Here is a 16314-nt window from a genome sequence, read left to right on the forward strand (position 1 = left end):
AGCGATTCGCGCGGCGCGGGTGGGAATGACCGCGATCCACGGGGACCAGCCCACTCAGACCTCCAGCAGCTCGGCGTCGCCGTAGGTCAGGACCCTGGTGCCGGACTCCTCGACGACGAACGTCTGGCTCAGCCCGACGCACTGCGCGCCGAAGGACCGGAACGAAGCGGGCACGTGGAAGGTCATCCCGGCCCGGAGCGGCTCCGGGTTGTCGGCGGTGATGCAGAACGGCCCGCTGTCCATCCAATGTGGAGGGTGTGCGAGCCCGACCGGGTAGCCGAACATGTGGTGGAACACCTCGTCTTCGGCGAGGGTGCCCAGCGCCAGGAGGCCCGCGTTCGCGACGTCGGCGCACGGTACCCCGGCCTTCGCGTTCTCCAGTACGGCGGCCAGTGCCGTTTTCGCGCGGTCGGCCAGGCGGCAGGTCACCTCGGACGGGCTTCCGCCGACGAGGGTGCGCATGACGGGGGTGTGGTACCGGTGGCAGGTGCCCGCGAACTCCACGAAGGTCGGGCCCGCGCCGATCGGATCCCCTTTGAACGTCGAGTGCGGGATTCCGCTGCGGGGCGCGGTGACGACCAGTGGGCCCCACGCCGACACGGAGTTGGCTTCGCGGTGCAGCGCTTCGGCGATGGCCGCCGCGACGGTGGCATCCGTGGCGCCGGAGAGCGCCGCGGCCTCGGCCGCCGCGTCGACGCCCAGCTTCGTCACGCGTGCCGCTTCGTCCATGTACCGCAGTTCGGCGGGGGAGAGGACCAGCTTCAGGTTCTCCACCAGGTACTGACCGTCCACAAGCGACAGGCCGCGCTCGCGGAAGAGGTCGATCAGGCCGGGCGGTGTGGAGGTGTTGCCGAACTCGATGGCGAGCCGTGCGCCGCGCGGCAGGGTGCGGACCACGTGCCCGGTGATCAGTTCGGCGCCGCTTCGGGTGTTCGCGTAGCTGGTGAACAGGATGTTCGCCGCGGACGAACTGGCGAGCGCGCGGCCGACCTCGAGGTCCATCACGTACAGGTACGTGCTGTCGTGGGTCACGAGGAGCGGCTGCGGTGCGGTTTCCTGGGTGTGGTAGCCGGACAGGTACTCGATGCTGGACGGGCGGAACACGATGAGCGCGTCGGCGTTCAGCTCGGTGAGCCGGTCGCGCACGCGCCGCATGCGCCGGCCGTACTCCTCGGCGGGGAAGGGCGCGGGCTCCGCTGCTTCGACGGTCTTGACGACGTCGTCGGTGAGCCACCGGGGGGATGGCCCGTCCCCGAGTGCGGCGAGGTTGCGTCCGAGCGCCATGCGGCCCCTTCCCAGTTCTGTCACCGTTTCCCGCGCTCAAAAGACCACGTCGGCGCACCTCAGGTCAACCGTTGTATTGTCGACAATCGACTGTTAGCATCCGCCGAATGAACGCTGGCGAGCGGGCGAACTTCCTCGTCGAGAAGCACAGCATCGACTTCATCCCCCACGAACTGCGGCACGGCAAGCCATCCGACCTGATGTTCGTGTGGTTCGGCGCGAACATGGAGCTGCCGGTGGTGGCCGCGGGCGCGGCGACGGTGGCGAGCGGGATGAGCCTCCAGTGGGCCATCGTCGCGATCATCGCCGGGGTGGTCGTCGGCACGCTGTTCATGGCGAGCCATTCCGCGCAGGGGCCGCATTTGGGGCTACCGCAGATGATCCAGAGCCGCGCGCAGTTCGGCTACTACGGCGCGGCGTTCCCGCTGGTGTTCGTGGTGGTGATGTACCTGGGGTTCTACGCGGCGGGCGCGGTGCTCGGCGCGGAGGCGATCACGGCGCTGTTCGGAATCCCGTTGTCGGCGAGCATCGTGATCCTGTCGGTGCTGAGCACGATCGTCGCCGTGTTCGGCTACAACGTGATCCACAAGTTCGAGAAGTACCTGACCTTCCTGGTGGCCGCGGTCTTCGCGGTGCTCACCGCGATGCTGGTGTTCGCCCCGCCCGCGACGGCGGCGCCGGGTGCCGACCGCGGGTTCCTGCTCGGCCCGTTCCTGCTCGCGGTGTCCGTCTCGGCCACCTCACAGCTCGGGTTCGCGCCCTACGTCGCGGACTATTCGCGGTACCTGCCGGAAAAGACGTCCATCGCGAGCGTGTTCTGGTACACCTACGCCGGGGTCGGGATCAGCGGCGTGTGGTTGATGATCTTCGGTGCGACGCTGGAGAAACGCCTGCCGGGTGGCCCGATCGCGGATATCGGCGCGGTGGCGGACGGGGTGGGCGGCTGGTTCACCAAGCTCACCTTCGTCGCGCTCGTACTGGGCGTGCTGAGCATCAACGCGCTGAACATCTACGGCGGCTACATGTCGTTGCTGTCGTTCGCGAGCACCTTCTACCGGCGGTTCCGGATGGGGCTGCTGCTGCGGATCTGCTTCATCGTCCCGGTCGCCGCGCTCGCCACCTGGATGTCGTTCCTGTCGAAGGACCACCTGCTCTCGTCGTTCGAGACCTTCCTGACGCTGGTGCTCGTGCTGATGATCCCGTGGACGTCGATCAACCTCGTCGACTACTACGCCGTGCGGCACGGCAAGTACGAGGTCGAAGAGATGTTCAAGCCACGCGGTCGGTACGGCAGGGTGAGCGTGCCGGGCATGGCCGCCTACGCCGTCGGGTTCGCGGTGCAGATCCCGTTCATGAGCAACGCGGTGTACGAGGGCCCGATCGCCCGCGCGCTGCACCACGGCGACCTGTCGTGGATCGTCGGCGCGATCGTGGGCGGGGTGGTCTACCTGGCGGCGATGCGGATGCAGGCGGCGCGCCGCGCCAGGACGCGGGAGCTGGTGGGCGACCGTGCCTGACGTGCTCGTGATCGGTGGCGGTGTCATCGGGCTGACCACCGCGGTGAAACTGCGCGAATCCGGGCTGGCGGCGGACATCTGGACCGCCGAGCGCGCGGACCGCACGACCTCGGCCGTGGCCGGTGCGACCTGGTACCCGTACCGCGCGTCGCCGGTCGAGCGGGTGCTGGACTGGACTCGGCGCAGCAGGGCCTACTTCGACGCGATGGCGGCGGATCCGCGGACCGGGGTCACGATCCGCGAGTCGCTGCAGTTCTGGCGCGAGCCCTTGACGGAGCTGCCGTGGTGGGCGGGCGCGGTGCCCGATGTTCGGCTCTGCACCGGAAGCGAACTGCCGCCGGGCTTCGCGGGCGGATACCGGTTCACCCAGCCCGTGGTGACCATGCCGGTCTACCTGCGTTACCTGACCGAACGGTTCGAGCGGGCTGGCGGGTCGATCACCACGAAGGCCATCGCGTCGTTTTCCGAACCGGCCGCCGTGGCACCGGCCGTGGTCAACTGCACGGGCCTTGCTTCGCGGACGCTCGCGGACGACCCCGAGGTCGTTCCCGTTCGCGGGCAATGGGTCCGGGTGGCGAACCCGGGGGTGGAGCGGGTGATCGCCGACTTCGGCCATCCCGAGGGGGAGGCCTACCTGATCCCGCACCGGGACAGCTGCATCCTCGGCGGTACGGGCGAGGAAGGGGAGTGGGACACCACCCCGGACCCGGAGACGGCGGCGAAACTGGTGGCGCGCTGCGCCGAACTCGATCCCCGGGTCGCGCGGGCGACGGTGCTGGAGCACCGCGCCGGGCTGCGGCCGGTGCGGAGCGCGGGCGTCCGGCTCACCGCGGAGTCCACTGTGGAGGGTGGGCTGCTTGTGCACGACTACGGGCACGGCGGTGCCGGTGTCACTTTGTCGTGGGGGTGCGCCGAGGAGGTGGAGTCGATCCTGCGGGCGCGCATTTCGAGGTAGCGGTTTTCCGGGATGCTGGTAGTGCGCGCCGCGGCCGTTTCGTAGGCTTCGCGCGCCGCGTCGAGAGCGCCGTCCAATTCGAGCAGATGCGCCCTCGCGGCGGTGATGCGGTAGCCGGTGCCCTGCTCGTCCTCGTCCAGTTCGGACAGGAGGGCGAGGCCGGCGCGCGGGCCGGTGGCCATCGCGACCGCGATCGCGTGGTTGAGCGAGACCACGGGACCCGGCTCGATCCGCTGGAGCAACTCGTAGAGCGCCACGATCTGGGCCCAGTCGGTGTCCTCGGCGCGGGTGGCCTCGTCGTGCACCGCCGCGATCGCCGCCTGCAACTGGTAGGGCCCCACCACGGCGGTCGACAGCGCGTGCGTGATCAACGCGATCCCGTCCCGGATGGATTCCTGCTTCCACTGCCGCCGGTCCTGGTCGGCCAACGGGACGAGCATCCCGTCGGCGCCGGTGCGTGCCGGGTGCCGCGCGTCCACCAGCAGCACCAGGGCGAGCAGCCCGGTGACCTCCCCGTCCTCGGGCAGCAGCCGGTGCAGCTCGGTGGTCAGCCGGATCGCCTCGGTGGCGAGATCGCGGCGTTGCAGCTCCGCACCGTGCGAGGCCGTGTAGCCCTCGTTGAAGATGAGGTACAGCACGCGCAGCACGGCGTCCAGCCGAGTGTCCCATTCGGACGGTGCTGGCAGTCCGAACGGGACGGCGGTGCTTTCGATGCGCTGCTTGGCCCTGCTGATGCGCCGCGTCATGGTGGCCTCTGGCACCATGAAGGCTCGCGCGATCTCGGCGGTGCTCAGGCCCCCGATCGCCCGCAGCGTCAGTGCGACCTGCGATGCGGGCGACAGCGCGGGGTGGCAGCAGAGGAACAACAGCTTGAGCGTGTCGTCCCCCTGCGCGCCCCCGGTGTCCGGTTCGGACTGGACGTGTTCGTCGGCGGGGGTGAGGGTCGCCAGCGTGGTCTCGTACTTGCGGCGGGTGGACTCCCGTCGCCAGTGGTCCATCAGCCGCCGGGACGCGACCGTGACGAGCCAGCCGCGCGGGTTCGACGGCACGCCCTCGGACGGCCACTGCACCGACGCGGCGAGCAGCGCTTCCTGTACCGCGTCCTCCGACGAGGCGAAATCGCCGTGCCGCTGCACGAGCACACCGAGCACCTGCGGCGTCAGTTCCCGCAGGAGCGCGGTGAAGTCGTGCGCCCCGCCGACGGCCACGTCACATCTCCATCCCGGACCCGCTCATGATCGGCCGCACTTCGACCGCGCCGAACCGGGTGTCCGGTAACCGGCCCGCGATCTCGGCGGCCCGCTCCGGGGTTTCGCAGTCGATGACGAAGAACCCGGCGAGCTGTTCCTTCGACTCGGCGAAGGGCCCGTCGACGGTTTCCAGTCCGGCGGCACGCGCCCGGATGGTCTTGGCCAGCGCCGGCGCGGCGAGCGGTTGCCCGTCGACGAGTTCACCCGACTCGGCGATCTCGCCCATCAGGTCCTCGAACTGCGCCAGCATCGCCTTGCGCTCGTCCTCGGTGCTGCCTTCGTGGTGCAGGAACGACGGGTGCGCCCAGGTGGTCGGGTTGCTGTAGATCAGTACCAGGTACTTCATGTGCTCTCCAATCCCAGTGCCGGAAACCTACCGGCTCGGCGCGCGTACGACAGCAGGTCGCACGCCGACGCGAAGATCGGACACGGACCCGGGTCTCAGTTCGAGCCGGGAAGGTCGAGCCGGTCGAGGCGCTCGGGTGCGGCGAGGATGTTGATCTCGACGATCCTGCCGCCGCGGACGGTGGGGCTGAACACCGCGATGGCGCGCCCATCGGAAACCGAGACCAGGCCTGCCGCGCCGTTGATGACCACCGGATGGGCGAACGGGCCGTCCTGGGAGAACAGGATGGCCTGACCGGCGACTTCCTTCGCACCGCGCACCAGCCGCGACGGGCCCGCCGTACCGAGATCGGCCCTGAGCACGACATCCGGGTCGAGCACGGCGACCAGCGCGTCGAAGTCCCCGGCGCGCGCGGCGGCCAGGAACGCGTCGACCACCTCGCGCTGCGCGGGCAGGCCGGCGTCCGGTTGAGCGGCACCGCGCACCCGGCGGCGCGCGCGGCTCGCCAGCTGCATGGCGGTGGCCGGGGTACGCCCGACCACCGGGGCGATCTGGTCGAAGGGCACACCGAACATGTCGTGCAGCACGAACGCCAGCCGTTCCGCCGGGGTCAGCGTCTCCAGCACGACGAGCAGCGCCAGCCCCACCGAGTCGGCGAGGACCACGTCCTCCGCGGGATCGGGATGGGCAGGCGCCACGATCGGGTCCGGCACGTGCGTGTCGAGCGGCTCCTCGCGCCGGGTCCGGCGGGAGCGGAGCGTGTCCAGGCAGACGCGGCTGACCACGGTCGTCAGCCAGCCGCCCAGGTTCGCCACCTCGCTGGTGTCGGCGCGAGCCAGCCTCAGCCACGCCTCCTGCAGCGCGTCGTCGGCGTCGGTCAGCGAGCCAAGCATTCGGTAGGCCACCGCGCGCAGGTGCTCGCGATGCGCCTCGAACCGCTCGGCAAGGAAGTCGTGCTCGGTCACGGTCAGGTTCCTCCCTCGGCATCCGTCATAGCGGTGACGGATGAAGTTCAACGGATCTGACAGTGCGCGCACGACGAGGGGAACTCATGGACAACCTTAGGACCATCGCCGACCGGATCGAGGTCGAGGCACTGCGCGGGGAGTTCACCGACGCGGGCATGATGCGGGACCCGGACCGCTTCGCGTCGCTGTTCGCGCCGGACGGCGCACTGCGGATGCCCCATATCGACATCGCGTTCGTCGGCAGGGACGAGATCCGCGCCGGCGTCGAGCGGCTGCAGGGATACTGGGAGTTCTTCGTGCAGAACGTGCACCCCGGCATGGTCCGCCTCGACGGCGACACGGGCGTCGGCCGGGCGTACATCGCGGAATTCGGGCGCCTGCGCGACGGCAGCTCGCACCTCAACTACGCGCTGTACCACGATCGCTACCGGCGCACCCCGGACGGCTGGAAGTTCGCCGAGCGCGTCTACGAGATCCGCTACGCCGACTCGACCCCGCTCCTCGGAGCGCCTCCCGACCCGAGGCCCTGAAGGTCATGCGTGCGCGTCGACTCTGGTGAGATGGGCCGCGGAAGCGTGGAGCCGCTTGGGGAGTCGCTCCGGGGGCTGGGCCCTGAAGGACGGCCTTCGGGGCATGCATCGTCACGCGGTGGCGCGGCGAAGGCTCCAGTGGAACGCGCCGGTGCACGCCTCGGTGCCGTTCGCGTCGGTGACCGTGGCCGTGGTGGTCATCTTGGCCTTCGCGGCGCTGCCGTCGAACCGCGCTTCGTCCCCAGCCGCGCCGATGATGGCCGCGAGCCCGGCGGCGTCGAGCAGTGCGACGAGTCCGCTCGAATGCAGTGATCCGATCACGTTCGCGAGCGCGGGGGCGGGTCCGATGGCCACTTCGCCGGTACCGTCGGCGGCGCGGAGGACCCGCGGTCCCGCCGAGCGGTTCGCGGGGATCGGTTCGAGCAGCTTCCGCGCGAGATCGGTCAGGTCCACCGAGCCTGTCTGGCCGCCGCGGTTGAACGGCGGCGGAACTCGGGTTGACCAGGTGCGCGGGAATGGGCGAAGCTCGGCACCGAGGAAGGGCGGCTCCCAGTGACGAAGAGCGGCGAAGAGCGGGACGGCGTGCCGCTGACCAATCTCGATCAGCCGTTGTTCGACGGCGCCGACGCGACCAAACGCGATCTCGTCGACTACCTCGACGCCGTGCGCGACCGCATCCTGCCCGGCCTGCGCGAGCGGCCGCTGTCGGTGATCCGCGTGCTGCGCGGGCAGGCGCCGTTCATGCAGAAGAACCTGCCGAAGTACACCCCGGGCTGGGTCCGCCGCGTGTCGATGTGGGCGGAGACGTCCCAGCGCGAGGTTTCCTACGCGGTGTGCGAGGACCGCCGCACGCTGCTGTGGTTCGCCAACCAGCGCGCGGTCGAATACCACCCGCCGCTCGTGCGCGTCGGCGAACGAGACCGCCCGACGCATCTGGTGCTCGACATCGACCCGCCGGAGGGCGAGTCGTTCGAGGTCGTGGTCGCGGCCGCGCACCTGGTCCGCCGCGCGCTGGAGAACGACGGGCTGTCCGGTGTGGTCAAGACGAGCGGTGCGAAGGGCGTGCACGTGTTCGTCCCGGTCACCGGCGTCGCGATCGAGGACGCGGCGGCGGCGACCCGTGCGCTCGCGGCCCGTGCCGAACGCCTCGACCCCGCACTCGCCACTACCGCGTTCATCCGGGAAGACCGGGGCGGCAAGGTGTTCCTCGACTCGACGCGCGCGGGTGGCGCCACCGTCGCCGCGGCCTACAGCCCCCGGATCCGGCCTGGCGCGCCGGTGTCCTTCCCGGTGCCGTGGGAGCGCCTCGACCACGTCACGCCCGCGGACTTCACGGTGCGCACGGTGCCGGGGTTCCTCGGCGAGGCCGATCCCTGGGCGGAGCTGATGCCGGAACCCCATGGCCTTCCCGCCGATCTCCTCGCCGAGGGCCACACCATCCCGATCGCCAGGGTGCAGGCGATGCACGAGGGGAAGCGGCGAGCGCGGGCGCGCCGGGGCTGACGGAGTTCAAGCCGTGCCGCACCAGGTCGCCAGCACCGCCCGCAGATCGTCCACTGTGGACCCGTCTGCGGCGAAGGCGACGTAGCCGTCGGGACGGATGAGCACCGTGTCGGCCGACGGGTCGTCGCTCCGCGCGGTGACCACCGTGACGTGGTGGTCCGCCGCGACAGCGCGCAGGTCCGGCCGATCGGCGAGATCGAGCAGGACCGGGTTCGCCTCGTGCAGCAGGGCCGCCACCCTGGTGTGCCCTGTTTCCGTGCTCAGCTTCAGGTCCGGGACGAACCGGCCCACGAGGGGGTGCGCGTGGTCGCCGTAGCGCGTGTCGGACCCGTGCAGTAGTCCGCCGAGGCGCCGCAACGGCTGCTCCAGTGCGAACAGTTCGGTGAGGAGGTCGCGCAGGGCGTCGCCGTCGCGTCCGGTGGCGCGGTCGAGCGCGGCCTGCGCGCGCGTGTGCCGGAGGGTCCGCTCGGCGACGGGTCGTCGTTCCGCCTCGTAGGAGTCCAGCAGTGCGGGCGGTGCCCCGCGGGTGCCGATCGCGCCGAGCTTCCAGCCGAGGTTGACCGCGTCGAGCATGCCGACGTTCAGCGACGAGCCGCCTGCGGGGAACAGGTGCGCGGCGTCGCCTGCCACCAAGACCCGCCCCTGGCGGTACCGGTCGGCGAGCCGGGCCTGGCCCCGCGTCCGCGACAGCCAGATCGGCTCGCCGAGCGGGAGACGTGCCCCGAGCACCCGCTCGACGCTGTCCTGGAGTTCGCCGACGGCCATCGGGGTACCCGATCCGGCAGGCGGCCCGCCGGTCTCGTAGGTGCCGACGATGTAGACCCCGGGGCGCAACGAGGTCACCAGCACCCTGCCGCGCGGCGTGCGGTTCCAGCCGCGTTCGAGCGGCCCGATCCCCGGCACCTCCATCGCCACGTCGTCGAACAGGCCCGCCGTGCTTTCGGCGTGGAAGTGGCCCAGCCGCAACAGATCAGGGGCGGTGTCGCCGGAGAACCCGATCCCGGCGGCGTCGCGGACGAAGCTGCGGGCGCCGTCGCAGCCGACGAGGTAGCGCGTCCGCACCCGATAGCGGCCGTCCGGGCCGCGCACGTCGGCGTGCACGGCCTCGCCGTCCTGCGCAAGGCCGACGAGTTCGTGCCCGCGACGGATTTCGACGCCGAGTTCGCGCGCACGGTCGCCGAGGAGCCGTTCGAGATCCGGCTGGGGGAGTGCCATCCCCCGCAACGGTGATGCGCCGAGCACCGCGAACGGCAGCGGTACCGAGCCGAACGGAAACCCGGGGAACGGGCCGCTGTACGAAGCGCTCTCGGCGAAGCGGGCGAGCAGGCCGCGGTGGTCGAGGGTGTCCACGATCCGGCCGCACAACCCGTTCGCCTTGGGGGCCGTGCTCGGTTCGGCGGCGCGCTCCAGCACGAGGGGGTGGAGCCCGGCGAGCCGCAGTTCGCACGCTTGCATGAGCCCGACCGGTCCTGCCCCGGCTACCACGACGTCCAGAGTTTCCCAGGTCATTTCGTTGCCCCTCAACGGTTTGCGAACGTCTGTCAGCTCAGCCTGACGTGTTACGTCAGGCTAGGTTGACACAGTCGCGGCTGTCAACCTAGCCTGACGGAATGCAGATGGAGGAGCTGGCGCAGCGCGTCGGATCGGCCGACCCGGCGATGGGGCTGCGTGCCGTCGGCGCGCTGCACCGCCTGGCCGAACAGGTCGAGGCCCTGTCGGTGGCCGGTGCGCGCGAGCAGGGCTGGACGTGGGAGCAGATCGGGGACGCCCTCGGCATGTCGAGGCAGTCGGTGCACGCGAAATACGGGAAGTGAGCGCGGATCATGGTCGAAAAAGCCGGAAGAACTCCTTACGCGGTCGTGGTCAAGTCCGCGCTCGACGAAGCCCGCCGCCGCGGGAACCGCCGCCTCGGCACCGAGCACCTGCTGCTCGGCTTGCTGCACGTCCCGGATTCGGCGCCGGCGCGCGCGCTCGGTGTCGACCTGGAGACCGCCCGCGCCGCACTGGACGAACTCGACCGGGCGGCACTGCGCGTACTCGGGTTGGACCTGGACCTGCCCCGGAACGCGCCGCCCGCGCGGCACCCGCCAGTGACCATCGGCGCGGTCACCTCGAACGCCAAGGGCGTGCTGCACCGGTCGGTGCAGGCGACCACGCGGAAGACCAGGAAGGCGGCCCCCTCGTTCTTGCTGGTGGAACTGCTGCGCCGGGAGCACCCCGATCCGGTCGCGGACCTCGTCGCCGGGCTGGAACTCGATCGCGCCGCGGTCGCCGAGGCGCTGGCGGAGTACGAGCCGGAGGTGCGCGGGCTGGCCCGTTGACAGCGCGCACGGCAGCGGCCTAGGTTCGAGAAATCGATTTCCCGGACGTGCGGACGCTGGGGTACCGCGCGTGGGGCCGCATCGGAAGGCGCGGACATGACGCTGTCACAGGAAGCTGGGCGACTCGATCGGGACCGGTTCGACGAGGCGCTCGCGTTCTTCACCGGGCTGGACCTCCTGACCGTCGTCGAGGCGGCGGAAGTGCGCGCGATGTTCGAGCCCGGCTTCCCGTACGCGCTGGCGATGGCCGCCGCGGACTCGGTGCACGTCCACGTGAAGGTCCCCGATGTGGACGCACTGCCCCACGAGCGGATCAGGGCCGAGGGGGTCGAACCGGTCGCGGAGACCGACGGCTACGTCAAGTACCCGTTCCCCGGCGGCATCAACATGATCTTCTCGTCGATCCCGATCTCCGAGGACGACATGCTCCCCGGCGCGGAGGCGCCGTCGCGGGCGGTGCTCGACCACAAGGGGGTCGACCTCCGCGGTGAGACCGGCGACGTGCGCGAGATCTTCGACGGCGTTCCGGGCGCCGCGGCCGAAAACGGGTGGCGGCACGTGCCGCAGGGTGGTGACGGGGATCCGGTCTACTGCTGCCACACCGAGGTCAGCGGCAAGCACTGGGTGTTCCCCGGCGGGAACACCGCGGGCCAGCGCAGGCCGATCGAGTTCGCCTACGGCGGGCTCGTCCTGCACGACGCGAAGATGGGATGCGATCTCCGCCCGATCGATCCCGCCGACCCGCGCGCCGAAGAGGCGCGGGCGGCGTTGTCGGCGTGCGCGGCGGGGCACACCGAGGCCGAACCCGGCACGAGCTACTACGAGCCTGCCGATCTCGGGAAGTTCGCTGAGGTGGGCACGCACGCGACCGTCCACATGCAACGGTTCTGGGCGTACTACAACGGCGTGTTCGGGGAAGGCGCGCTGACCGCGAGGGAGAAGGCGCTGATCGGGCTCGCGGTCGCGCACACCCACCAGTGCCCGTACTGCATCGACTCGTTCACCAACAGCTGCGTCAACCACGGCGTGACACCGGACCAGGTGCACGAGGCGATCCACGCCAGTGCCGCGCTCGCCGCCGGCGTGCACCTCGTGCACGGCGTGCAGACGCGGAAGGTGCTCCAGCGGCGGAACGTGATCTGACCGCGCATTGACGGGTAGACATCGGCCTACCTATTGTCGGCGGGTGCCCCATCGTGCCAAGGACTCCCCGGCGGACCGCCTCTTCGGCGCGCTGGCCAACCCGACGCGCCGTGAAGTGCTCGACATGCTCCTCGAAGGGTCGAGGACCGTCGCGGATATCGCCGCGCATTTCGACATGGCCCGCCCGAGCGTGTCCGAGCACCTGCGCGTGCTGCGCGACAGCGGGCTGGTGACCGAGGTCAAGCAGGGCCGGAACCGGTACTACGCAGTCGATCCCGGCCCCCTGCACGACGTGCGCGAATGGCTTGACCCCTACGAGCGGTTCTGGCGCGATCGCATGCGGGCGATGGGGACCGTGCTCGACGAGGTCGAGGCGGACGAACGCGGATGACCGAGGACGCCACGACCATCCACGTCGACCACTTTTTCCCGCACGAGCCCGCGCGGGTGTGGCGAGTGCTGACCACGCCCGGCCTGATGGCCCGCTGGCTGATGCCCAACGACTTCGTGCCCGAGATCGGCCACCGGTTCACCCTGCGCGGCGTGCCGATCGGACCGGTCGACTTCTCCGGCACGGTCGCCTGCGAGGTGCTCGACCTGGTGCCGGGGGAGCGCCTCAAGATCAGTTGGCGGGACGCGCACGGCGACGGCACCTTCGACACCACCGTCACGTGGACGGTGCGCCCGGAGGGCCGCGGCACGAGGCTGTTCCTCGAACACGCCGGGTTCGACCCGGACAACCCGACCCACCAGCTCTCCCGCCGGATCATGAACGGCGGCTGGCGCAGTCATGTGCTGCGCCGGTTCGAATCCGTGCTCGCCGAGGGCTGACCCGTGGACGTCACCAGTCATCTCCGCACCGCGCTGGACGCCGCGATCGCGCTCGCCAACGGCTTCGGCGCGGCGTGGACCCGTGGCCGCGCCCGCGTCTCCGGCGACCGCGAGCACGACCGGGAGACCGCGTCCTCCGCGCTGCTGCTCGCCACCTGGCGCGTTCCGTCCATAGAGGACAGAGCACTCGACGGCGTGGCGGAGGTCGGTGCCGCGCTGTACCGGGCGCTCGGCGAGCTGGCGGGTGGCGACGAGGACGCGGCGGCCGCCACGGTCAACGGCCTGCTGCGCCGCGCCGATGCGGCGCCGACGCTGACCAGGCACGGCGACGAGCCGTGGCACCTGCACTTCGCCGCACCCGGCGCCGATCCGGTGCTGGCGTGGCTCGCCGACCTCGTCACCGCCGTGGCGATGCTGCTCGGCAGCACGGAGGTGACCCGCCTGCGCGGATGCGCTGCCCAGCGCTGCGACCGGTTCTTCCTCGACGCGACCCGCGGCCGGACCCAGCGCTTCTGCTCGACGGCGTGCCAGAACCGGACGAAGGTCGCCGCGTTCAGGGCGCGGTCACGTGCGGACGAGCGCTGACATCGGTGCCGTGGCGGTGAGCATGGTGGCCACGGGTTCCCAGCCGAGCCTGGTGTAGAGGTGCTCGCCTTCGGTCGTCGCGACGAGCAGCGCGGTCGTCGCGCCGAGCTGGGTGGCCGTCACCGCGAGCGCGGACATCACCGCGCTCGCCAGCCCGCGCCGCCGGTGCGCCGGATCGGTGCGGATGTCGTGCATGACGGCGTCGGTCCCGACGATCGCGGCCAGCCCGCTGGCCGCGACGGTGCCGTCGTGACCGGTGAGGTCGATCCGGTGCACGCCACGGAATTCCGAGGTCTTCGCCCAGTAGGCGTTCGGTACGGGGTGGGCGGGGTGGTCATCGAGTTCGATCGTCATGAGCCGCTCGGCGTCGGGGAACGGTTCGAGATCGGCGTTCTCGAGCGCGATGTGGACTTCCCCCGGGCGGGTCGTCGGTACGGTGAGCCAGGTCGGCTCGGCGGCTTCGGCGACGCGCTCGGCGAGCGCGGGCACGGCTTGGTCGTCGAGCGCGAAGATTTCGGCGTGCCGACCGGGCAGGCCGAGCACCACGCGGAGCCCGCCGGGGACCTCGGTGGCCGCGGGCAGCGTGCGGCAGCGACCCCACCCCGGCTGCCAGCGGCGAACCAGGTCAGGCAGCGGCATGATCCCTCCAGTAACTGATTAACGGGATCGTAGCAGTTACCTTCGCTCGATCAGGAAACCCGGTGGCCCGCCGCAGGACCGGATGCGACGATCACGCCGTGACACGATCGTTCGAGGAACTGGTGGCAGAGGCGGAGTCGGTTTCCGTCGACGGGTGGGACTTTTCCTGGCTGGACGGGCGGGCGACCGAGCGGCGGCCGTCCTGGGGGTACGCCCGCGCGATGGGGGAGCGGATGGCGCTGGCGTCGGCCGCGCTCGACATCCAGACCGGGGGTGGCGAGGTGCTCGCGAGCGCGCCGACACTACCGCCGCTCACCGTCGCGACCGAGTCGTGGCCGCCGAACATCCAGCGCGCCACCGCGCTGCTGCACCCGCGCGGCGCCGTCGTGGTCGCCGACGAGGACGAGCCGCCGCTGCCCTTCGGCGACACCGCGTTCGACCTGGTCGTCAGCCGTCATCCGGTGACGACGTGGTGGGACGAGATCGCGCGCGTGCTCCGGCCGGGCGGCACCTACTTCTCCCAGCAGGTCGGCCCGCACAGCGTGTTCGAACTCGTCGAGTTCTTCCTCGGGCCGCAACCGCCCGAGGTACGGGCCAAACGGGACCCCGAACTCGCACGCGCCGGGGCGGAGGCGGCGGGACTGTCCGTCGCCGAGCTGAAGTACGAGAGCCTTCGCACCGAGTTCTTCGACATCGGGGCCGTGATCTACTTCCTGCGCAAGGTGATCTGGATGGTCCCCGGGTTCACTGTGGACGGATACCGGGAGAAGCTGCGCGAGCTGCACGACCGCATCGCGGCCGAGGGACCGTTCGTGGCGCACACCACGCGGTTCCTGGTCGAGGCGCGCAAACCCGGCTGAGCCTCGGCCCTCGCGACAGCCTCGGAGAATTCGCATGCCCCGAAGGTGACCTTCGGGGACGTGGCTGCCCTGAAGGTCACAGTGATCATGTGTGCGAGTCGATTCCGGTGCTGGGGGCCGGGGGCGGGTACGCCGGAGGCTGGCCGCCGATTCCCTGACGGGCACCTTGGGGAATGCGCGGCTGACCTCGCGTCGGTTTCGGTAGGAGCATCCTTCGGGGCATCCACGGCTGGAGCGGGCTCAGCCCGCGCCGAACGCGCGCAGGAAGGTGTCGACGGCGTTCGCCACGACCTCCCGCAGTTCGGCTTCCGGCACCGGTTTCGTCCCGAGCCGCGCGCGCTTCGCGAGCGGGCCGGTGAGCAGCGCGGCGAACTGGTCGGCCGCGGTGCGCGGGTCCGCGGAGCGCAGCCTGCCTGCCAGCATCAGCCGCGCCAGCCGGTCGGCCAGTGCCTCGGCGACCCGGGTCGCCGCGCGGCCGTCGACGATGTCGAGCAACTCGGGGAACTGCGCGAGCTCCGCCGCCAGCAGGCGGTTCAGCGCCCAGGACTTGGCGTCGCAGTAGCAGGTGGCGAGCTGGTGCCCGACTTCTTCCAGCAGCGCGCGAAGATCGCCGCCGGAGTCGGTGAGCCGCTCGACCGCCGCCATGTTCGTCGCGAACGCCTCGTCGGCGCTGGCCGTGATCGACTCGCGCAGCAGGTTTTCCTTGTCGCGGAAGTGGTTGTAGACGGTTGCCTTCGCCACGCCTGCCTCGGCCGCGATGACGTCGACCCCGGCCTGCGCGTAACCCTCGCGGGCGAACACGGTGAACGCGGCGTCGAGGATCGCGTGCCGCTTGTCGATGCGCCCGCGTGGTCGGGTTTCCGTCATCAGTCCAGCATAGGGCCGGTCAGCGGGGCGGGAGCGAGGCACGCCAGCCGACGAAGTCCGCCGGGGTCGCGTCCGCGCCGAGGTATTCCGAAATGGACAGTCCCATCGCGGTCGCGCGCATCACCCTGTCAGCGGCTTCGGTGACATCGCCCCACGGCAGGTACGGCTTGGCGATCAGCAGCGACGCGATCCCGTGCGCGGCGGCCCAGAGGTCGAGCGCGACCGGGGTCGGGTCGCCCTTGGCGAAGATCCCGGCGTCCATGCACTCGGTGATCGTCTGGTGGAAGTGCGCGAACGCGGTGGTCTGCAGCACCAGGTCCACCTTGCCGATCTCGGTGCTCGCCGACATCGTGGCGAGCCGGTAGTGCTCCGGTGACTCCAGCGCGAACATGATGTACGCCGTGCCCTGGCGGCAGAGCTTGTCCAGCGGCGGCTCCCCGGGGGTGCCGCCGCCGAGCCGTTCGCCGAGTTCGCCGAACAGATCCGCGACCACCGCCTGCACCAGCGAATCCTTGTCCGCGAAGTGCAGGTAGATCGACGGCGAGGTGACGCCGACGACATCGGCGACCGCCCTGATCGACATCGCCTCGGCACGCCCCGTCTCGGCGAGCAGCTGCTTCGCCGCGTCGAGGATCTTGCCGTGCAGTTGTTCGCCACTGCCGCGGCGCGCTCGCCTGCGCGGGGACGACGGGTTCGGTGGAGGGTGCGCGGTCAC

Annotated in this window: 20 protein-coding genes; 11 read left to right on the top strand and 9 right to left on the bottom strand. The window is 70.9% G+C overall.

All coding sequences use genetic code 11. The features are described 5' to 3' along the window. Nucleotides 1-54 precede the first annotated feature (54 nt). Entirely contained in the window at nt 55-1284 is a 1230-nt protein-coding gene (locus ABD256_RS11810; RefSeq protein WP_344416736.1) for a M24 family metallopeptidase, read from the bottom strand. A 107-nt stretch (nt 1285-1391) separates the two neighbouring features. On the opposite strand from ABD256_RS11810, the gene ABD256_RS11815 reads away from it, so the two are divergent. Further along, nucleotides 1392-2801 carry a purine-cytosine permease family protein gene (locus ABD256_RS11815; protein WP_344416738.1) on the top strand — a complete coding sequence of 470 codons (1410 nt, stop codon included), beginning with the start codon at nt 1392-1394 and terminating at the stop codon, nt 2799-2801. Further along, entirely contained in the window at nt 2794-3756 is a 963-nt protein-coding gene (locus tag ABD256_RS11820) for an FAD-dependent oxidoreductase (protein ID WP_344416740.1), read from the top strand. The genes ABD256_RS11815 and ABD256_RS11820 overlap by 8 nt, the downstream gene beginning before the upstream one ends. Here ABD256_RS11820 and ABD256_RS11825 read toward each other — a convergent pair. The 3 genes from ABD256_RS11825 to ABD256_RS11835 form a co-directional block, all read right to left on the bottom strand. Beyond that, nucleotides 3669-4964, bottom strand: a complete 1296-nt coding sequence (locus ABD256_RS11825; RefSeq protein ID WP_344416741.1) for an RNA polymerase sigma factor — start codon at nt 4962-4964, stop codon at nt 3669-3671. The two genes, ABD256_RS11820 and ABD256_RS11825, sit on opposite strands and share 88 nt — an antisense overlap. 1 nt (nt 4965) lies before the next feature. Then, on the bottom strand, nt 4966-5352 hold the full coding sequence (locus ABD256_RS11830) for a YciI family protein (protein ID WP_344416742.1): 387 nt from the start codon (nt 5350-5352) through the stop codon (nt 4966-4968). Between the two features lie 95 nt (nt 5353-5447). After that, nucleotides 5448-6317, bottom strand: coding sequence for a sigma-70 family RNA polymerase sigma factor (locus tag ABD256_RS11835; protein WP_344416744.1), 870 nt, complete (start codon nt 6315-6317; stop codon nt 5448-5450). An 86-nt stretch (nt 6318-6403) separates the two neighbouring features. Here ABD256_RS11835 and ABD256_RS11840 point away from each other — a divergent pair, with 86 nt between their 5' ends. Further along, on the top strand, nt 6404-6850 hold the full coding sequence (locus ABD256_RS11840) for a nuclear transport factor 2 family protein (protein WP_344416747.1): 447 nt from the start codon (nt 6404-6406) through the stop codon (nt 6848-6850). A 111-nt stretch (nt 6851-6961) separates the two neighbouring features. On the opposite strand, the gene ABD256_RS11845 is transcribed toward ABD256_RS11840, so the two are convergent. Then, the gene (locus ABD256_RS11845) at nt 6962-7303 is read right to left on the bottom strand and encodes a hypothetical protein (protein WP_344416749.1); all 342 of its coding nucleotides are present in this window, start codon (nt 7301-7303) and stop codon (nt 6962-6964) included. A 99-nt stretch (nt 7304-7402) separates the two neighbouring features. Between ABD256_RS11845 and ABD256_RS11850 the strand changes: the two genes are divergently transcribed. Next, the gene (locus ABD256_RS11850; RefSeq protein ID WP_344416751.1) at nt 7403-8353 is read left to right on the top strand and encodes a DNA polymerase domain-containing protein; all 951 of its coding nucleotides are present in this window, start codon (nt 7403-7405) and stop codon (nt 8351-8353) included. Between the two features lie 6 nt (nt 8354-8359). Here ABD256_RS11850 and ABD256_RS11855 read toward each other — a convergent pair whose 3' ends face one another. Beyond that, on the bottom strand, nt 8360-9862 hold the full coding sequence (locus ABD256_RS11855; RefSeq protein WP_344416753.1) for an FAD-dependent monooxygenase: 1503 nt from the start codon (nt 9860-9862) through the stop codon (nt 8360-8362). A gap of 101 nt (nt 9863-9963) precedes the next feature. On the opposite strand from ABD256_RS11855, the gene ABD256_RS11860 reads away from it, so the two are divergent. From ABD256_RS11860 to ABD256_RS11885, 6 genes are all read left to right on the top strand, one after another. Further along, the gene (locus ABD256_RS11860) at nt 9964-10167 is read left to right on the top strand and encodes a hypothetical protein (RefSeq protein WP_344416755.1); all 204 of its coding nucleotides are present in this window, start codon (nt 9964-9966) and stop codon (nt 10165-10167) included. 9 nt (nt 10168-10176) lie between these two features. Beyond that, entirely contained in the window at nt 10177-10674 is a 498-nt protein-coding gene (locus tag ABD256_RS11865; protein ID WP_344416758.1) for a Clp protease N-terminal domain-containing protein, read from the top strand. A 96-nt stretch (nt 10675-10770) separates the two neighbouring features. Next, nucleotides 10771-11817 (top strand): arsenosugar biosynthesis-associated peroxidase-like protein, encoded by a 1047-nt coding sequence (locus tag ABD256_RS11870; RefSeq protein ID WP_344416761.1) that lies wholly within the window; start codon nt 10771-10773, stop codon nt 11815-11817. Between the two features lie 43 nt (nt 11818-11860). Further along, complete coding sequence (locus tag ABD256_RS11875; protein ID WP_344416764.1) at nt 11861-12208, top strand: ArsR/SmtB family transcription factor; 348 nt, start codon at nt 11861-11863, stop codon at nt 12206-12208. Next, nucleotides 12205-12648 (top strand): SRPBCC family protein, encoded by a 444-nt coding sequence (locus ABD256_RS11880; RefSeq protein ID WP_344416767.1) that lies wholly within the window; start codon nt 12205-12207, stop codon nt 12646-12648. Before ABD256_RS11875 ends, ABD256_RS11880 begins: the two co-directional genes overlap by 4 nt. A 3-nt stretch (nt 12649-12651) precedes the next feature. Continuing rightward, nucleotides 12652-13233 (top strand): CGNR zinc finger domain-containing protein, encoded by a 582-nt coding sequence (locus ABD256_RS11885; protein ID WP_344416770.1) that lies wholly within the window; start codon nt 12652-12654, stop codon nt 13231-13233. On the opposite strand, the gene ABD256_RS11890 is transcribed toward ABD256_RS11885, so the two are convergent. Beyond that, the gene (locus tag ABD256_RS11890) at nt 13213-13872 is read right to left on the bottom strand and encodes a GNAT family N-acetyltransferase (RefSeq protein ID WP_344416772.1); all 660 of its coding nucleotides are present in this window, start codon (nt 13870-13872) and stop codon (nt 13213-13215) included. The genes ABD256_RS11885 and ABD256_RS11890 overlap by 21 nt on opposite strands. Nucleotides 13873-13970: 98 nt before the next feature. Between ABD256_RS11890 and ABD256_RS11895 the strand changes: the two genes are divergently transcribed. Further along, nucleotides 13971-14732 carry a class I SAM-dependent methyltransferase gene (locus tag ABD256_RS11895; RefSeq protein WP_344416774.1) on the top strand — a complete coding sequence of 254 codons (762 nt, stop codon included), beginning with the start codon at nt 13971-13973 and terminating at the stop codon, nt 14730-14732. Nucleotides 14733-14972: 240 nt separating this feature from the next. Here the strand turns inward: ABD256_RS11895 and ABD256_RS11900 are convergent, their stop codons facing one another. Both ABD256_RS11900 and ABD256_RS11905 read right to left on the bottom strand, forming a co-directional pair. After that, the gene (locus ABD256_RS11900; RefSeq protein ID WP_344416776.1) at nt 14973-15599 is read right to left on the bottom strand and encodes a TetR/AcrR family transcriptional regulator; all 627 of its coding nucleotides are present in this window, start codon (nt 15597-15599) and stop codon (nt 14973-14975) included. A gap of 19 nt (nt 15600-15618) precedes the next feature. Continuing rightward, nucleotides 15619-16314 carry a TetR/AcrR family transcriptional regulator gene (locus ABD256_RS11905; protein WP_344416779.1) on the bottom strand — a complete coding sequence of 232 codons (696 nt, stop codon included), beginning with the start codon at nt 16312-16314 and terminating at the stop codon, nt 15619-15621.

The organism is Amycolatopsis minnesotensis, assembly GCF_039529815.1.
Classification (GTDB): Bacteria; Actinomycetota; Actinomycetes; order Mycobacteriales; family Pseudonocardiaceae; genus Amycolatopsis; species Amycolatopsis minnesotensis.